The sequence below is a fragment of the Sphingobium sp. V4 genome (assembly GCF_029590555.1).
Classification (GTDB): domain Bacteria; phylum Pseudomonadota; class Alphaproteobacteria; order Sphingomonadales; family Sphingomonadaceae; genus Sphingobium.
Genome location: NZ_CP081001.1, coordinates 1,074,672 through 1,092,182, shown reverse-complemented (window position 1 = coordinate 1,092,182; position 17,511 = coordinate 1,074,672). Strand labels below are relative to the sequence as shown.

General features: G+C 59.8%; 15 protein-coding genes and 2 pseudogenes. 9 read left to right on the top strand and 8 right to left on the bottom strand.

All coding sequences use genetic code 11. The annotated features are described in order from the left end of the window. Nucleotides 1-18 precede the first annotated feature (18 nt). The 5 genes from K3M67_RS05695 to K3M67_RS05675 all read right to left on the bottom strand — a co-directional run bounded on the left by K3M67_RS05695 (nt 19) and on the right by K3M67_RS05675 (nt 5,865). Complete coding sequence (locus K3M67_RS05695; protein ID WP_285832546.1) at nt 19-1,587, bottom strand: AMP-binding protein; 1,569 nt, start codon at nt 1,585-1,587, stop codon at nt 19-21. A 27-nt stretch (nt 1,588-1,614) separates the two neighbouring features. Further along, nucleotides 1,615-2,382 carry an enoyl-CoA hydratase/isomerase family protein gene (locus tag K3M67_RS05690; protein ID WP_285832545.1) on the bottom strand — a complete coding sequence of 256 codons (768 nt, stop codon included), beginning with the start codon at nt 2,380-2,382 and terminating at the stop codon, nt 1,615-1,617. Between the two features lie 22 nt (nt 2,383-2,404). Next, entirely contained in the window at nt 2,405-3,562 is a 1,158-nt protein-coding gene (locus tag K3M67_RS05685; protein ID WP_285832544.1) for an acyl-CoA dehydrogenase family protein, read from the bottom strand. A 35-nt stretch (nt 3,563-3,597) separates the two neighbouring features. Next, entirely contained in the window at nt 3,598-4,497 is a 900-nt protein-coding gene (locus K3M67_RS05680) for a MaoC family dehydratase (RefSeq protein WP_285832543.1), read from the bottom strand. 132 nt (nt 4,498-4,629) lie between these two features. After that, nucleotides 4,630-5,865 (bottom strand): CaiB/BaiF CoA transferase family protein, encoded by a 1,236-nt coding sequence (locus K3M67_RS05675; RefSeq protein ID WP_285832542.1) that lies wholly within the window; start codon nt 5,863-5,865, stop codon nt 4,630-4,632. A 246-nt stretch (nt 5,866-6,111) separates the two neighbouring features. Between K3M67_RS05675 and K3M67_RS05670 the strand changes: the two genes are divergently transcribed. From K3M67_RS05670 to K3M67_RS05660, 3 genes are read left to right on the top strand one after another with little or no spacing between them, the layout of a single operon-like run. Then, nucleotides 6,112-6,897 carry an enoyl-CoA hydratase-related protein gene (locus K3M67_RS05670; protein WP_285832541.1) on the top strand — a complete coding sequence of 262 codons (786 nt, stop codon included), beginning with the start codon at nt 6,112-6,114 and terminating at the stop codon, nt 6,895-6,897. After that, nucleotides 6,894-7,745: an SDR family oxidoreductase gene (locus K3M67_RS05665; RefSeq protein ID WP_285832540.1), complete on the top strand. Its 852-nt coding sequence runs from the start codon at nt 6,894-6,896 to the stop codon at nt 7,743-7,745. Before K3M67_RS05670 ends, K3M67_RS05665 begins: the two co-directional genes overlap by 4 nt. After that, nucleotides 7,654-8,895 carry an acyl-CoA dehydrogenase family protein gene (locus K3M67_RS05660; RefSeq protein ID WP_285832539.1) on the top strand — a complete coding sequence of 414 codons (1,242 nt, stop codon included), beginning with the start codon at nt 7,654-7,656 and terminating at the stop codon, nt 8,893-8,895. Before K3M67_RS05665 ends, K3M67_RS05660 begins: the two co-directional genes overlap by 92 nt. Nucleotides 8,896-9,289: 394 nt before the next feature. On the opposite strand, the gene K3M67_RS05655 is transcribed toward K3M67_RS05660, so the two are convergent. Beyond that, nucleotides 9,290-10,273: an aldo/keto reductase gene (locus tag K3M67_RS05655; RefSeq protein ID WP_285832538.1), complete on the bottom strand. Its 984-nt coding sequence runs from the start codon at nt 10,271-10,273 to the stop codon at nt 9,290-9,292. A 60-nt stretch (nt 10,274-10,333) separates the two neighbouring features. After that, nucleotides 10,334-11,299, bottom strand: coding sequence for an SDR family NAD(P)-dependent oxidoreductase (locus K3M67_RS05650; RefSeq protein ID WP_285832537.1), 966 nt, complete (start codon nt 11,297-11,299; stop codon nt 10,334-10,336). A gap of 172 nt (nt 11,300-11,471) precedes the next feature. Here K3M67_RS05650 and K3M67_RS05645 point away from each other — a divergent pair. From K3M67_RS05645 to K3M67_RS05625, 5 genes and pseudogenes are all read left to right on the top strand, one after another. After that, nucleotides 11,472-11,651: pseudogene (locus K3M67_RS05645) on the top strand (helix-turn-helix domain-containing protein); the annotation flags it as partial. Between the two features lie 42 nt (nt 11,652-11,693). Further along, nucleotides 11,694-12,050 carry a LysR substrate-binding domain-containing protein gene (locus K3M67_RS05640; RefSeq protein WP_285832894.1) on the top strand — a complete coding sequence of 119 codons (357 nt, stop codon included), beginning with the start codon at nt 11,694-11,696 and terminating at the stop codon, nt 12,048-12,050. A gap of 167 nt (nt 12,051-12,217) precedes the next feature. After that, on the top strand, nt 12,218-13,720 hold the full coding sequence (gene istA / locus K3M67_RS05635; RefSeq protein ID WP_502958892.1) for an IS21 family transposase: 1,503 nt from the start codon (nt 12,218-12,220) through the stop codon (nt 13,718-13,720). Continuing rightward, complete coding sequence (gene istB / locus K3M67_RS05630; protein WP_285832536.1) at nt 13,717-14,562, top strand: IS21-like element helper ATPase IstB; 846 nt, start codon at nt 13,717-13,719, stop codon at nt 14,560-14,562. The genes istA and istB overlap by 4 nt, the downstream gene beginning before the upstream one ends. 116 nt (nt 14,563-14,678) lie before the next feature. After that, nucleotides 14,679-15,005: pseudogene (locus K3M67_RS05625) on the top strand (LysR substrate-binding domain-containing protein); the annotation flags it as partial. Between the two features lie 104 nt (nt 15,006-15,109). On the opposite strand, the gene K3M67_RS05620 reads toward K3M67_RS05625, so the two are convergent. Further along, nucleotides 15,110-15,835 carry an SDR family NAD(P)-dependent oxidoreductase gene (locus K3M67_RS05620; RefSeq protein ID WP_285832534.1) on the bottom strand — a complete coding sequence of 242 codons (726 nt, stop codon included), beginning with the start codon at nt 15,833-15,835 and terminating at the stop codon, nt 15,110-15,112. A 444-nt stretch (nt 15,836-16,279) separates the two neighbouring features. On the opposite strand from K3M67_RS05620, the gene K3M67_RS05615 reads away from it, so the two are divergent. Further along, nucleotides 16,280-17,377 (top strand): zinc-dependent alcohol dehydrogenase, encoded by a 1,098-nt coding sequence (locus K3M67_RS05615; protein ID WP_285832533.1) that lies wholly within the window; start codon nt 16,280-16,282, stop codon nt 17,375-17,377. Nucleotides 17,378-17,511: the final 134 nt, after the last annotated feature.

Genomic DNA, 17,511 nt, shown 5'->3' with positions numbered 1-17,511 from the left:
CCGCTCAAACGAGCCCGTTTAAGCGGACTGCTTGACCTTTCCGTCCCGGCCGATGATGATTCCCGCCGCTTCCCTGTCCCATGCGCTGGGTCCATTGCCCTTCTCCCGAAGCAGGTGCTTTTGAACCCGATTGGTCGGTGTCTTCGGCAAGTCATCGATCGGCTCAAAATAACGGGGCACCATGAAGTAGGGCATCCGGGCTGCAAGAAACTGGACCAGCTCCGGCCAATCGATGAATGCATCTTCCCGAAGCACGACGAACACCTTGACCTCGTCATCGCCCCCATATTCGCTCGGATATGCAACGCACGCGGCTTCCTGCACGTCAGGGTGGGACTGCACCTCACGCTCGACCTCGAAGCTCGAAATGTTCTCGCCGCGGCGCCGCAAGCTGTCTTTCGCACGGTCCTGGAAGTAGAAATAACCATCTTCATCCGTCGAAAGGATGTCGCCGGTATTGAGCCACCCATCCTGCAAGAGATTTCTCGTCGCCTCCTCGTTACCGAAATATCCTAGGGTCATGCGATTGGGTATGAGCGATCGAACCAGCAACACCCCCGGCTGCCCCAGCTCGACATCCTTGCCTTCAGCATCGACAAGCCGGAATTCATAACCTTCGCGGCCGCGACCCGCACTATTCGGCCGCATCGGCTCAAATGGCGACTGGACCACGACAATGCCGGCTTCGCTCATGCCATAACTGCTTCCAATCCCGCCGAGGTTGAAGCGTGCCTTAAAGGCCTCGATATCTGCGGGGAGCGGAGCTGCGAGCACAAAGCGCAGCGAATGCTCCTTCTCGGCGGGACGTTCCGGCTTTGACGTCAGAAAGCCGGACATGGTACCGACGATGTAACTCCAGGTCGCACCATGATCGCGAGCCGTTTCCCAATAGGTCGAAACCGCTGGCGCGACCCTCAGCACGAAACGACCGCCAGCGACCATCGTCGTCGAGATCGGCGAAAGACCGCTCAGATGGAAAAGGGGCATGTCCGCCATGAAGACGTCGTCCTCGCCTACCCCTGCCTTTTCGATCAACCACCCGGACTGGCGGGTCAGTTGGCGATTAGGCATAAGCGACCCCTTGGAGGGCCCTGTTGTCCCCGAAGTCATGATGATCGCCGCCGGGTCGGCGGGGTCGATCTCGGGCCAAGTCTCTAACGCGGGCGCCTTTTTCGCGACAATCTCGTCGACAAAGCGCGTCCGGCGAAGTTGCTCCTCATCGAACAAATCTTCAGCGCCGCGCTCGACAACGATCATCTTGGGATCGATGGTCTGGAAAATGCCCTTGAAGATATTGCCGCGAAGCGCCGGATTGAACGGGACGATGATGGCCCCGAGCATCGCCAGCCCCCACCAGCAGCGCAGCCAGTCAGCGCTATTGGGCAGCATCACCACAACGCGATCGTTGCGGCCAATGCCTAGCGAGCAAAAACTGGCGGCCGCGCTCTCCGCCTCCACAAGCGCCTGCTTCCGATTCCATTCCGAGCCATCGGGATTGGTTACAAACAGGCGTTCCGGCCAACGCTGCGCTCCCCAGCGTAGAAGACCCGGAATCGTCTCGGGGATTGCATCGACAAATTCATTCATAGCCATGGTCCCAATGCTTCTGATAGCTCACCGACCCCCGAACTGTGGCACTTCGCCTCGCTTTGCGTTCACACCAAGTTTGAAATCTTCCGTTTCGCGCAGAATATTCTGTTCACGAAGCTCGACTTTCACCGCCTCGCGCACTTCCTCGACAAGTCCCATTCGCATGGTCTTGCGGATTGCGCGCAGCGCCAGCGGTGCGGACAGCGCCAATTCGCTCGCCATTGCGATTGCGTCTTCCCGCAGCGCTTCGGGCTCAGCCAGTTTGTCAACCAGACCCAGACCAAGCGCCTCGTCACCGAGTACATCCCGTCCCGTGTACAGCAGTTCCTGCGCCTTCTGGGCACCCACAACGCGCGGCAGAGTGGCAGAGATGCCGAATCCATGGTGGAAACCAAGCCGCGCGAAATTGGCGGTCAGTCGTGCGCCTGCCGTGGCGATACGGAAATCCGCGCTCAGTGCCAGACCGAGGCCGCCGCCCACCACCGCACCCTGGAGGGCCGCGACGACCGGAAGTGGCTGCTCAAGCAGCATAAGCGCGATATCATATAGGTGGGGCAATTCCCTGGGCGGCGGAGCGGCCGGATCCGCGGGAGCCTTGCGGAAATTCGCCCCCGCGCAGAAATGCTTACCTTCGCTGGCCAGAACGATCGCACGCGTGTGGCCATCGTTGCCCAATTCCCTATAGGCTTCCTTGATGTCCCACAGCATGTCGGGATTGAAGAAATTGTGCGGAGGCTGGCTGAATTCAACTACCGCGACGTGGTCATCGATCTGATCAACCCTAATGTTCATTTCGTATCTCCCCGGATTATATTCAGTCAGTGACAAGTGAGCGCGCAACCAGCATTTTCATGACTTCATTGGACCCGCCATAAATCTTCGCGGCCCGGGCATCGCCGAACAACCGAGCGATCGGATATTCATCCATGAAGCCATAGCCGCCGTGTAGCTGCAGACACTGGTCAACAAGAGCGTTTAGCCGATCCGTGGCAAACAGCTTTGCGGAGGCGGCGAGCGCGGGGTCCAGCTTGCCGGCAAGCAGCGCATCGACAGCGCCGAAACAGAAGAACCGCATCGCCTCAAGATCGGTTTTGGCCTCCGCAAGTGTGAATTGGGTGTTCTGCAAGTCGAATAGCGTCCCACCGAACGCCTTGCGCGCCGTGACATGCTGCACGGTGTGGCGAAGGGCGTAATCGCCCAACCCGACACATCGCAGCGCGATGGACAACCGTTCCCAGCCCAGTTGGACCATCAGCTGGCGAAAGCCCTCGCCTTCGCGCCCGCCGAGCAGATTTTCCTTCGGAACCTCCATATCGTCGAAGAACAGTTCAGACGTATCGGCCGCGTGCAGCCCGATCTTGTGCAGCTTGCGCCCGCGGCGAAACCCGGGCGCGGCATCAGTTTCCACCATCAGCAACGAAACGCCCTTCGCCCCCGCAGCGGGATCGGTCTTGACCGCAACGCAAATAAGGTCGGCGGTCTGCCCGTTGGTGATGAAGGTCTTTTGTCCGTTTACGACATAACGTGCGCCCGCGTCGACGGCGGTCGTTCGAATAGATTTGAGGTCCGAGCCGGCGTCTGGCTCCGTGAGCGCAATGGCGGCCACCATTTCCCCCGAGATGAGCCGCGGCAACCAGCGCTTCTTCTGGTCGTCGGTGCCAAAGGCGAGGATATAGTGGCAAACATAATCATGTACGCTGATGCCCCAGGCGGCGTCGCCCGCCCGTCCCTGTTCCACAAGAGTGATGGCCATAAAGGCCTTGTTTCCCGCTCCCCCAACCTCTTCGGGAAGGGAACAGCCAAGCAATCCAGCGTCTCCTGCAGCCTTCCAGAGACTGCGGTCGATCACACCCTGCTCACGCCATCTATCGATGTTCGGGACAAATTCCTGGTTGAAGAAGCGCCGAGCCGTCTCACCTACCATCAGCACTTCGTCGGTCAGCCATTTCGCCTGGCAGGCATCGTCACGCATCGAAAATTCCTTTGCAAATGTCCGGGCGCGACGCATCAGTCATGCTCGGCGTACCCATTGTTGAGGACCACCTGGTCACGCTCGTGTGCGACGGCTCGCAGCGCGAGGCGTCCGGGTCCTTCGACCCAGATGTCGAAGCGGATCGATTCGCCTGGAAACACCGGTCCTGTAAACCGCAGATCCAGCCTCCGGAGGCTGCCGGGTCTATCGTCACAAAATGTCGCAATCACCGCGCGCGCCGCCATGCCGTAAGAGCACAATCCATGCAGGATGGGTCCCGGATATCCGGCCGTGCGGGCCGCCACAGGATCGATGTGCAGCGGATTAAAGTCACCCAGCAGGCGATAGAGCGCTGCTTGCTCGACCCGGGTCGGCAGCGTCAGAACGATATCGGGCTCGCGGTCTACCGGCACGGCATGGGGAAACCGCGCAGTATTGTCACCTGCGCTGCCATGGCCACCATCGCCACGCAGAAGATTCCCCTGGATCAGCGTCGCCAACAGCTCACCGTCGACGGCATCGAACAACTCGCGCCTTGTATAAATGAGTGCGCCTTTGCCAGCTCCCTTGTCATGAACGCTGATTACACTCTGGCGTGTCATAACGTCGCCCTCGAGCGGGAGGGCCCGGTGAAATATCGACGATTGCTCCCCGTGAACCACCATGCGCCAATTTATTCGATACAGGGGATCCCTGAGCCACGCCCCGGGATGAGCAAGGACGGTGGCCATTGTAGGGAGCGCGTTCAGATCCTTCTCATAGATATATTGCAGCTCGGGGAGGTCTGTAGCACCGGCCCCCACCCCGAGCGCATAAAGGATCGTATCACGCGTGCTGTAGCTTTGCTTCGTTTCGAGTGCCGGGCATGAGACAAGATGACCAGGGTCGAAAATGGCCTCACAGCTCATTGCCGGCGTTTCAAGCTGCTGGCGCAAGACTTGCCCGAACCTCCGGTTCTCTCAGCGCCAAGCCCGTCACCCTCTGGGACACAACTCCTTCGAAACATCTGTCGGTCCTCTCCTCTTTATCCCGCGCGTCGTTGTCCCACTCTATGGTTTGCAAGCCGGTTAAGCGGTCACACGCAATTCGACCGGAGCAGATCGAACGACACCCGCCGCATGCAACCGCTCGATTTCCGCTTCGTCATAGCCAAAGTCCCCAAGAATCTGCCTCGTGTGCTCTCCGCTGGCAGGCGGACTCCGGCGAATGGTGGGCGGCGTAGCGGACATTCGGAACGGCGGTCCGGCAATCGGCACCGGCTTTTCAAGACCGTGATATTCCACCGGCTGGAGAAACCCCATCGCCTGGATATGGGGATCGTCGAGCGCCTCCTGCGGCGAATAGACGGCATAGGCGGGAATTTTCATCGCTTCCAGGTCCGCTATGGCCTCCGCCTTGGTCCGCGAATCGCACCATTGCTGCATCCGGGCACTGATGATTTCACCATGCTCTCCGCGCAGGACATCCGTCGCGAATCGGGGATCGGTGCGCCAGCTGTCCTCGCCGATAAGCTTGCACCAGCGCTCGTACATGGGCTGACCGGCGACTTGGATCAGAAGCCATCCATCCTTCATCCGGAACATGTCCACCGGAGCGCCAAGCTGCCCGCGATTCAACGTGGCCTGCCGATTGACCTGAAGGGCCGCCTGTTCGATCAGGAACGAACTAGCGATCATCAAAGCCGTTCCGATCAGGCACGTCTCAACATGCTGCCCCTCCCCGGTGCGCTCGCGATGAAGAAGCGCGGCAAGCACCGCCATTGCCCCGCTCAGTGCAGTCGAGAAATCGACGTAAGGCACGGCGGCGCGCACCGGCTGCTCCGGCGTGCCGCTGCGATACACCGCACCGGACATCACCTGCCCAACGCCATCGAAGCCGATCCGCTTGCTATACGGCCCCCCCGACCCATACGCTGATGACGTCGACACGATGATCCGTGGATTTATCGCCCGCAGGGATTCATAGTCGAGGCCGAGTGACTTCAGTGTGCCTTCCGGCATGTTGGCGATTACGACGTCAGCGTCCTGCACCATCCTGCGCACGACGTCCCGCCCCTCCGGCGAAGCGATATCCATTTCAATCGATCGCTTGTTGCGGTTGTTTTGAAGAAACATCGTTCCTTCCCCAAACGCCGTCACCGGGGTCATCCCCCGATCCTCGCCGCCGCCAAGTTTGTCGATGCGAATTACATCAGCGCCAAGATCACCGAGAAAGGCAGCCGAAGCCGGTCCAGCGATGAAGCGGCCAAAATCCAAAACCTTTACACCGGACAGCACTCGGACAGGAGTAGCTTCTTCGTTCATTAGGCATCCTTTCTTCGCGGCCGCCCGGTTCGGCCGCCACCTCAACCATCCGGTCGTATTAATTGAGAGCGTCCATAGAGCGATCTCCTCCTAAAACTCAAGCGAAGAAGCGCCGCCAGCGATCAAAACCATATAGTTGGTTGACGGACGGCGGCAATGCGTCCAAATGGCCTGGAGTCTGAAATTCAAAGCTTGGTTGTGTCGAGCACTGCGAGGGGCTAGCGGACATGCGTTGGGAGAGATCAAGTGGCTGGCGAGATTCTCTTTGATCTGACCGACAAGATTGCCACCATCACACTGAACAGACCAGATAAACTGAATGCATGGACGCCTTCCATGGAAGAGCTGCTGCGCGAGTTCATCGATCTAGCAGCGCGCACCGCCGAAGCGCATGTGATCGTGCTGACCGGCGCCGGCAAGGCCTTTTGCGCTGGCGCGGATCTTTCGGGCCCACGCAGCAAGCGGGAGCCACCTCCTGCCGATGCACCGACCGGTGACTTCGAGCAACGATATTCCTATTTGCTGGGTGTGCCCAAGCCAATCATCGCCGCGATCAATGGGGCAGCCGCGGGGGTCGGGCTTGCCATTGCGCTCTACGCGGATTTGCGGTTCATTTGCGAAGGCAGCAAGATCAACACCGCGTTCGTGCGGCGCGGGTTGATTGCCGAACATGGCACGTCGTGGCTCCTGCCCCGGCTGGTCGGAACCATGAACGCGATGGATCTGCTACTCACCGGAAAGGCCATCGACGCCCAGAGGGCGTGTGAGATTGGACTCGGCTACCTCCTGCCTGCGGAGCGCTTTCAGGAAGCGGTTCGCGAGCGGGCCGAAGAGTTGGCGACGTGGTCATCGCCTCGTGCCATGGCGGTTATCAAACGCCAGATTTACGAGGATCTATCACGGCCGCTCGGTCAGGCCGTGGTCAACGCGGATCGCGAGCAGTTTAAGTGCTTCGGCAGTGACGACCTCCAGGAGGGCATCTCCTCCTTCCTGGAAAAGCGCCCGCCGCGGTTCAGGGGAATTGGCCAGTGAACGAAATATTCCAAAATGATCTTCTGCGCGGCAAGCGCATCCTCATTAGCGGGGGTGGTACAGGAATCGGCAAATCCATGGGCCGCCGCTTCGCCTCGCTCGGCGCGGACCTTGTGATCTGCGGCCGGCGCGCGGAAGTGCTCGAAGAAACCGCGAGCGAAATCCGGCAGGAGTTCGGTATCGATGTGACCTGTTACGTCTGCGATATTCGCGACGCGGAAGCGGTCGAAGGAATGTACGATCGAATTTTCGAGCAGCGCCCCGTTGACGTGCTCATCAACAATGCCGCCGCCAATTTCATAGCCCAGAGCCACAAATTATCGGCGCGCGCGGCCGACTCGGTACTCGGCATCACGCTGCACGGCTCGCTCTACATGACGCTTGCGGCGGGCAGGCGATGGATCGAAAGCGATCATGCCGGTGTCGTGCTGTCCATTCTCTCGACTTCCGTTATTACGGGCCGCGCGTTCACTACGCCGTCTGCCATGGCCAAGAGCGCGCTGCTTGCCATGACGCGCAGCCTGGCTGTGGAATGGGGGCCGCGCGGCATCCGGTGCGTGGCGATCGGGCCCGGGCGCTTCCCGACCGAGGGTGCTTATGAACGCCTCCGTCCGGCGGCGCGATTGGAAGGCTCCGGCGACGGATCGGATGACAACCCACTGGGGCGCGTTGGCCGACATGAAGAAATAGCAAACCTGGCCGCATTTCTGGCGTCGGATGCGGGCGGATACATCAATGGCGAAATGGTGGTGATCGATGGCGGTCACCACCTTCGCACGTCCGGGGCCGAAGATCTTCTGCAATGGACGGATGAACAATGGGACGAGCATCGAACGAAAAGGAAATGAAATGGCGTTGACCGAAGAACAGGAAATGATTGTGGATCTCGTCCGAAAATTTGTGGCGAGCGAACTTTTGCCGTTGGAACCCGCTGTCCTGGCGCGTGAAGCGGAAGGCAACCACTGGTCGCTATTGCCCGAGGAATCGGAACATCTGATTGCACGCGCCAAGGATCTGGGCCTGTGGGGCCTGGATGCGCCCGAAGAGTTCGGGGGCTATAATTTGCCGGCGACGGTCATGGCCCGCGTCCAGGAAGAACTGGGGCGGACGATGGTCCCATTCACCTTCCCGCCGGACTCGCCCAATTTGGTGATGCTGGCTCGTCACGGGACGGAGAAGCAGAAGCAGAAGTATCTGACGCCCTATATCGAGGGCAAAACCGTATCGGCAATCTGCATCTCGGAGCCCGGTGCGGGCGGCGACCCCGCCATGATGACCACGAAGGCCGTACAGGACGGTGACGACTTCGTTCTCAACGGTCGCAAAATCTGGATCAGCCGTGCGCCGATCGCCGATTTCACCATCGCCATGGCCCGCGTCGGTGACGGCAAGCGACATGAGGGCATCACCGCCTTCATCATCGACAAGGATACTCCGGGCTATATCGTCGAGCGCGAGATCAAGATGCTCGGCGGCTTTCGCACCTATGAGGTCGTGCTCGAGGACTGCCGGGTACCGGCCACGCAGGTACTCGGCTCGGTTGGCAAAGGATTTGCCGCGATGCAGGATCGCCTCGTTTCGCGCAGGATCGAAATGGTTGCGATCTCCATAGGCATGGCTGACCGGGCACTCAAGATGCTGATTGAGCATGCCAAGGAACGCATCACCTTTGGCCAAGCCCTTGCCGACCGGCAGGCAGTGCAGTGGTGGATCGCAGATGGGTATACCAAGATTCATGCCTGTCGGCTGATGCTGGAAGATGCAGCGGCAAAGGCCGATCGTGGCGAAGACGTCCGCACCGAAGCATCTATGCTTAAGATCGTCGCCACGGAGCTCGCCCAGGAAGTGATCGACAACGCGATTCAGGCGTTCGGCGCTCTCGGCCTCACCAAGGACCTTCCGCTGCAACTCATGTACCAGCGCGCTCGTGTTATGCGCATCTATGAGGGGCCGAGCGAAGTGCATCGCATGACGCTCGCCAAGCGTCTCCTTAAATAACCAGATCATGAGAACCAGGTACTGCCGGACGCTGTCATCGCGCCGCGGTACCTGGTTCTCACTGCTGGATGTGGTAGCTTGTGCAATACCGCTTATGCCTGCACCCGTCCGACGAGTCCCGCTTTGCGGGACCGGTGTCGCGAGGAAAATCCGCTACGGCTTCTTTTTCGCCAGCTTGTGTATAGTCAAGATCGCTCGGAACAGTCATCTCTCGACGGCGCTAATCCATATTCAGGGCTACTTTCGCACACCGTGCGGCATCCACCAACGATCGATCCGCAGGCATTAATCTGCCTTGAGAGTGTCTCAAACCGCATTAGAATCGACTGACTTGGCGGGCTCCACTGCGCGCAAACCAGAGCAAGCGCTCGATTATTGATCAGCGCGCACGGGATCAGCGGCCGACAAGCTTCATCCCAGACTCTGTATATCGCTGCCCCTCGACCGGGGTGCTGGCCAGCGCCGCCGCGATCTCAGCAAGTTCACTTCCGCTCAGCGACACCTCCATGGCGCCGACGTTTTCTTCGAGACGATGCAATTTGGTCGTGCCCGGGATCGGCACGATCCACGGCTTCTGAGCGAGGAGCCAAGCCAACGCGACCTGAGCGCATGTCACACCTTTTCGCGCAGCGATCTGCTCAATCGCTTCAGCGAGGCGTAGGTTTGCCTCGCGCGCATCGCCCTGAAAGCGTGGTAAGGTGTTGCGGATGTCACCTTCCGCAAAACGGGTGTGAGCGTCGACCTTGCCGGTCAAAAAGCCTTTCCCCAACGGGCTGAAGGGCACGAATCCAATACCGAGTTCCTCCAGCGTGGGCAAAATTTCGGCTTCGGGATCACGAGTGAACAGTGAGTACTCGCTTTGTAACGCCGTGACCGGCTGAACTGCATTGGCACGGCGAATGGTTTTGGCGCCGGCCTCTGAAAGCCCGAAATGCTTGACCTTGCCTTCGCCAATCAGATCCCGCACCGTACCGGCGACATCTTCGATTGGCACCTCTGGATCAACGCGATGCTGATAGAAAAGGTCGATCCGGTCGGTCTTCAACCGCGTAAGTGACTGTTCTGCGACGAGGCGGATGCGCTCGGGGCGGCTATCGAGCTCACGCGTCCTGGTATTGCCGTCCTTCCAACCGAACTTCGTCGCGAGAACGACGCTGTCCCGGAAAGGAGCAACCGCCTCGCCCAATAATTCCTCGTTTTCGGCACCGTAGGCTTCCGCTGTGTCGAAGAAGGTCACACCAAAATCATAGGCTGCGCGGATGATTTTGATTGCATCCTCAGGCTCGGTTGCCGGGCCGTAGCCGAACGACAGACCCATACAGCCCAAGCCGAGCTCGGAGACCCGAAGGCCACTGGCTCCTAGAGTGCGTGTTTTCATAGCTATTTCCTTTCAACTGAGTCTGGCGGTCGCGATACGTCGCGGCCGTCATCTTTGCTCTTAATAGTGTTCATTGAGGAGTTTCTCGGTCCTCGTCCACACGGCGCGGGCATGCTGCGAATCTAATGCGTAAGATTTGACCCCGCCATGGACACCCTCGCTGTCGTCGATCTCGGCTAGTTGGCAGTCCTCGCAGTAATGACCTCCGACGGCCTCAGCGTCGGCCCTTGCTGCTGCCCACACCGACGACGCAGCACCCTCAGGAACCGTCTTGTACCGGAACGGCGGTAGGCCCGCCGCGGCATTGGCGGCGTTGATTGAATCGATGATGCCCTGCTCTGCTGCGGGGTCCGTGAATTGCTGCAAGCCGGTCTGGATCGCGCCAGGATGAACAGCGACCGCCCGCACTCCTCGCTCTCGATGCCGCCGATCGAACTCGACCGCGAACAGTGCCGCTGCCGTCTTCGATCTCCCATAAGCAATCCACGGATCATACCCCGTGCGCTGAAAGTTTGGATCATCCATATCGACGTCGGCCAACTGGTGCGCCGCTGAGGAAAGGATTACGACGCGTGCGCCTTCTCTCAGCAAGGGGGCAACCCGGTTCACCAGGGCGAAGTGCCCCAGATAATTCGTGGCGAACTGCGATTCGAAGCCATCCACCGTGCGAACCAAGGGCGGCGCCATTACGCCGGCATTGGCAATGATGATGTCGAAGGGGAGACCGGTCGCGAGCAGCCCGCCAGCGCACGCGTGGACGCTTGAAAGGTCGGCCAAGTCCAGCGAGACCAGTTCGAACTTACCCCCGCTGGCATCCGCTGCAGATCGCACTGCGTCCGTGGCCTGCTTCGCTTTGGCGATGTCTCGTGCTGCACCAATCACGTCGGCGCCGTGCGCCACCAGGGAGCGGGCGGTTTCGACGCCAAGTCCCGAAGATACGCCGGTCACAAGGGCACGCTTGCCTCGCAAGTCGATGCCGGCGAGCACATCGTCGGTGGTGGAATTTGAACCATACTGCTCGGTCATATCACGCTCCTTTGTTCGGAGCGGATATATCACTTGTTGCTGTTGGGATTAGGCGGACACGCCCGCATGCTGTAATGCACAGCATTCATGAATGGTTAGCCTTTACCTCAAATCGTGCAAGAGTGAACGGACATCGGCCTACCACACAGACCGCCTGCGGAGACAATGATCAATGCATCGCGACGACCTTAACGATTTACACGTTTTCGCAGTTATCGCGGACGAACGCAATTTCACACGTGCCGCTGCTCGCCTAGGCATATCGCAGTCGGCTCTGAGCCACGCGCTTCGTCGCTTAGAGACGCGCTTAGGCATCCGGCTCCTGATCCGGACTACTCGCAAGGTGTCGCCGACCGAGGCGGGTGCCAGATTGCTCGACAGGCTGGGGCCAGCCTTGGCGAATATTGAAGAAGGCCTCCGATCAGTCGGGACGCTTCGCAAGACCCCGTCGGGCACCATTCGGCTCACCGCCAGCGAACATGCTTGTGAGTCGGTGCTCTGGCCCATGATCAAGGATTGGCTCCCGGAATATCCAGAGGTGCAGGTCGAACTGAGTGTGGATCCCGCCATGACCGACATTGTCGATGAGCGCTTCGACGCAGGCGTGCGCATCGGCGAAGCACTCGCCAAGGACATGATCGCCGTGCGGATCGGACCCGACCTGAGACTGGTTGTGGTAGGCGCGCCTTCCTATTTCGAGCGCTACGGCATTGCAGAAGCGCCGGAGGATGCCGCGCGACAATCAGGATGAGAGAGCAGCGTCAATCAAGATGAGAATCGCCACCTGCTGATCCGGCGTAGGGCGTAGCCCGGAGCCGGATCAGCAGGTGGCGATGGCGCCCTTTTTCGGGGGCGTTTCTGATGGTTGCGGCCGGTCAGGTACTTTGAGGCATAACTTCGCGAGAGGGGATGCCGCGGATGCCGGGCCGCCACGTCAACGATCATCAGATGAGGCTCTACATGAAGCTCCGACATACCCATGCCGTTCCGGTGGCTGCGGCCAAGGCCGGTATCAGCACGGCGACAGCATATCGCATCGAGGGAGACCCTCGGCTTCCATCGCAGAGGCAGGCGCAGCGAGAGCGGCGGCGACCAGACCCATTAGCCGGGATATTCGAGGAAGAGGTCGTGCCCTTGCTCCAGGCGGCGCCTGGTATCCGGGTGGTTGCCATTTTCGAAGAGATGCTGCGCCGACATCCCGATCTCGATGCGGGCATCCGGCGAACATTGGAACGACGTATCCGGGCGTGGCGAGCGATCCACGGCCCCGAACAGGAGGTAATCTTCCGACAGACGCATGAGCCAGGGCGGCTCGGCCTGTCGGACTTCACCGAGATGAAGGATGAGGAGGTGACGGTCGCTGGTGTGCCGCTCCATCACCGCCTCTACCATTTCCGACTGTTGTGGTCGGGCTTCGAACACGCCCATGTGATCCTGGGCGGCGAGAGCTATGTTGCCCTTGCCGAGGGGCTGCAAAATGCGCTGTGGGCGGTCGGTGGCGCCCCGACCGAGCATCGCAGCGACAGCCTGTCGGCCGCGTTCCGTAACCTGGACGCCGATGCCCGGCAGGATCTGACTTTGCGCTATGACGCCCTGTGTGAACATTATGGCATGACGCCGACGCGCAATAACCGCGGCGTTGCCCATGAGAATGGGGGGATCGAAAGTCCGCACGGGCATCTGAAGGCGGCGATAAAGGACGCGCTGCTGATGCGCGGATCGCGGGACTTCGATGATCTGGCGAGCTACCGGCACTTCATTGACGAGATCGTCAGCCGCAAGAACCGTCGCAACGGCCCGCGCATCGACGCCGAGCGCGCGGCACTGCAGCCGTTGCCTGACGCCCGCACCAGCGATTATGTGGAGAAAGTCGTCACGATCACCTCGTCCAGCAGCTTCACCCTTCGCAAGGTGTTCTACACCGTACCCTCACGGCTGATCGGGCACCGGATACGGGTTCGGCTTTACGACGATCGGCTCGACCTCTTCGTCGGCGGCACGCACCTGATGACGCTGCAGCGGGGACGATCCCTCAACAACGGCGCGCACGGCCATGTGGCCGATTATCGTCACGTCATCCATAGCCTGCGGCGCAAACCCATGGCGCTTCTCAAGCTGGTCTATCGTGACCAGTTGTTCCCACGAGAGGCCTATCGACAGACCTTCGATCGGCTCATCACCGCGTTGCCCGATCGGGTCGCTTGCCGGCAAATGGTCGAACTGCTGGCCATGGCGCATGAGCGGGCCTGCGAAGCCGAACTCGCAGAACTGCTGGCCGCCGACATAGCCGCCGACCGCCTGCCTGATATGGATGCCTTGCGGAAACGCTTTGCACCCGATCCAGCAGCGCTTCCCGATGTCGTTGTGGAACTGGTCCCCCTTGCCATCTACGATGATCTTCTGACGGGAGAAGCCGCATGAGCCGGAGTGCACCCGCTATCGACGCCCAGCGGCTCAGCCTTATCCTCAACGATCTGCGCCTGCCGGCGATTAAACTGATCTGGTCCGACTTCACCACGCGGGCCGACAAGGAAGGCTGGCCCGGCGCCCGGCTGCTTGCGGCGCTTGCCGAGCATGAGATCGCCGAACGGGATCGCCGCCGCGTCGAAAGGCATCTGGGCGAAGCCCGCCTGCCACCGGGCAAGACCCTCGACAGCTTCGCCTTCGATGCGGTGCCGATGATCTCGCGCGCGCAGGTCACGGCGCTGTGTTCGGGCGATGGCTGGCTGGAAAAAGGCGCTAATCTCATTCTCTTCGGTCCGCCGGGTGGCGGCAAAACTCATCTGGCGGCCGCAATCGGCCTGGCGTTGATCGAAAATGGCTGGCGCGTCCTGTTCGCCCGCACCTCCGATCTGGTCCAGAAACTCCAGGTCGCGCGCCGCGAACTCGCGTTGGAGGCCGCGATCGCCAAGCTCGACAAATATCATCTGCTGGTGCTCGATGATCTCGCATATGTGACCAAGGATCAGGCCGAAACATCCGTCCTGTTCGAGCTGATCAGCGCCCGGTACGAGCGCCGTTCCACGCTCATCACCGCCAACCAGCCTTTTGGCGAATGGAACCGGGTCTTCCCGGATCCCGCCATGACGCTCGCCGCTGTGGACCGCCTTGTTCACCATGCGACGATCTTCGAGATGAATGTCGAAAGCTATCGCCGCCGTTCCGCGATCCAGCGTCAATCACGCGCTGGCCGGCCACCGACCTTTGCGACAATCAAGTCGACCGAGGAAATGTCGCGCGCCGACAATCAGACCTCCGAGTAGCGCTTGCCAGCGTCAATCAAAGCAGGCACCACATGAACACCGCGACGATCAGTTCTCATCCTGATTGACGCAAGCTTCTCACCCAGATCGTCGCGCTATAGGAGGAGCTTACACGCCATCGTGCCGTCAATCTCCGCATGCGCAGCGCAGGAAGTCTCTATGCTTGGGAACTGGAGAAGGGCGGGGAGCAGCTCCGAATCAGAATGAATGGACCGCTGATCTTCGACAACGCAAAGATGGTCTTGGAAGCGGCTCTAGCCGGGTTTGGGTTGGCCTTTGTTCTGGAAGATCAGGTCGCACCATATCTCGCGAGTGGTGCGTTGAAGCAGATCCTTGCCGATTGGACGCAGCCGTTTCCCGGCTATCACCTGTACTATCCGAGCCGCCGCCAGCCATCGGCTGCATTCGCTTTGTTCGTCGATCGGTTAAGGTTACGGAACTGACGCCTCGAGCTTGAATACCGCACGCGCTTCGTCTTCCGTCCCGTACAGACTAACGCCTACCGCGCTAAGACCTGTTACGACACGCGCCTTGCGATCCTCCGCGGTCAGTGTAGGCAGCGGCCACCGTCCACTGCCATCGCGGTCCCGTTGACGTAAGATGATGCGTCACTCGCGAGAAACAACACAGCTTGCGCGATTTCCTCGGCGTCAGCTGCGCGCTGCATCGGATAGTGACGCAAAAAGGACCCTCCATCCGCTCCCGCCAGAATGCCTTCCGTCATCGCGGTGTGAGTTACCCCCGGACAGACGACGTTCACCCTCACATTGGGAGCCAGTTCAGTCGCAAGCGCCTTGCTCATAAGCACCAGGCCACCCTTCGAGGTCGAATAAAGCGTATTGTTTCTTACATGCGGGACAAGCCCCGCTCCGGACGCAATGTTCACAATGGTCGATCCCTTACGTTGCAGGAGGTAAGGGATGGCAGCACGGCAAAGGAAGAAAGGCGCAGTCAGATTGATCGTCATCAATCTCTTATATGTTGAACGATCAACATCGGAAATCGGGCCGATGTGCGAAATTCCGGCGCAGTTGACGACACAATCAATCCCACCCATCACCTTCGCAGCATCCTCTACCGCCAAATCTATCGCACTGATGTCTGCGAGATCGAGTACGAGAGCACTCGCCCCCGTCTCGCCTGCAACGGCATGCAGCGCATCGCCGTGGCGATCGAGGAGCACAAGCGCAGCTCCCTGCTCGGCGAAAAGGCGGGCCACGGCCCGGCCAATCCCGGAAGCTGCACCGGTGATCAGGGCTTTGCGTCCGTCCATTTCTATCTCCCTTTCCTCAATCGCAACCAGGGATCGCGAGTTTCGCTCGACATCGCCTTCGACAAGTCACTGAGCCCATTCCGATATCTTCCGGGCAGTCGATGGTCGCCTCGTCCGTCGCGCATCCGCTTCCCGAGCGCCGTCGCCCTCAGATACCCTCTAAATGTCAACCATATGATTGGTTGGAATAGTTGGCAAGAAGGGCGGCGCGTTGTGTCGGCATCCCTCGAGAGCGACGTGCAAGCAGGCAACCGCCCAAGGATTACCACTCCTGAATAGGCACAAAAAGCGCGCCGAACACCGTAGACTTGCGACCCCAACACTCCTTCAGCCCCAAACCAAGGCTTGCAGGACTCGTCGATATAGGGCAGTTTCCAAATGATCTACCGTCCATTTGACTGAACGTCGATTTTGACAGTGTCATACGTGTCGGGGAAGACAATCATGAGAGCCGATCGACGGGTCTGCTTCGCAAGACGATTGTCGATTAATAATTATAATGGCGAGGATGTTATGCTGCAACTCCAGATCCATGGCCGCAACGATCTTCGGCTGGATAACGTGCAAGAGCCGCTGGCGGGACCGAATGACATCATCGTACAGACGAAAGCGTGCGGAATCTGTGGAACGGATCTCATCTATAGGAGAAACGGCAGGCTCAGGTCAGAAGGGCAGCCACTGCCGATCGGGCATGAAGCGACGGGCATCGTCACAACGGTCGGCGAGCACGTAAAAGATATCCAGCCGGGTTTGGGAGTGATCATCAACCCGATGGCCAAATCAGCGGACCCAGCGAACAAGCTGGGCATCCTTGGTAATGGCGCGCCTGAGGGAGCCTTTGCTCATCGCTTTCTGGTTCGGGACGTGAAGCTCAACGAAGACGTGTTCGAAATTCCACCCGGCGTCACATACGAGCAAGCGGCGTTTACCGACCCGTTGGGGGTGGCCTTGCACGCGATCTATCAGGGAAAGTGCCAGCCCTCGGAAAAAGTCGTGATTTATGGCGCCGGTCCGATAGGACTGGCCGCCATTCTCTGGCTGAAGCGCATGGGAATCAATGATATTGTCACCATCGCACGCTCCTCCGCCCGCCTTGGCCGGGCACTTGCACTAGGCGCACGTTCTGTCATCGACGCGTCGCGCGAAGATGTGGCGGAGAGGCTGGCCCAGTTTCATGGGGTTGATCTGTACAAGAACAGCCCCGTGGTCGGCACCGATGTTTTCATTGATTTGGCTGGAGCAGCCGGCATCGTTCCGGCCATACTCGATATGGCCAAGTTTCGCGCGCGCGTGGTGCTGCCCGGCGTGCATGAAGAGCCGGAAACCGTTTCCCTGTTTACAGTCATGCGCAAGGAGATCACCATCGTCGGCGCCATCGGCTATCCTACCGAGATTCCCGAGGTGGTGGCGGCGCTCCCTGACCTCGCAGACGCCATCACCGATATCACCAGCCACTTGTTCGCATTCGATAATGTACTGGATGCATTCGCAATGGCCGGAGCACCCGAATGTTCGAAAATCATCGTGACATTCGACAGCTGAGCACGCCCCCTCTAGCGGGACGACGACCGACGTTCGACACGATAGCTGGATCATTACCCTAAAGCCTCAATCCATTGATGGGAGCCAATCAGAGGCGGTGCCGCCCTTGAATGTGCGGGTCAGCTCGGTGGGAG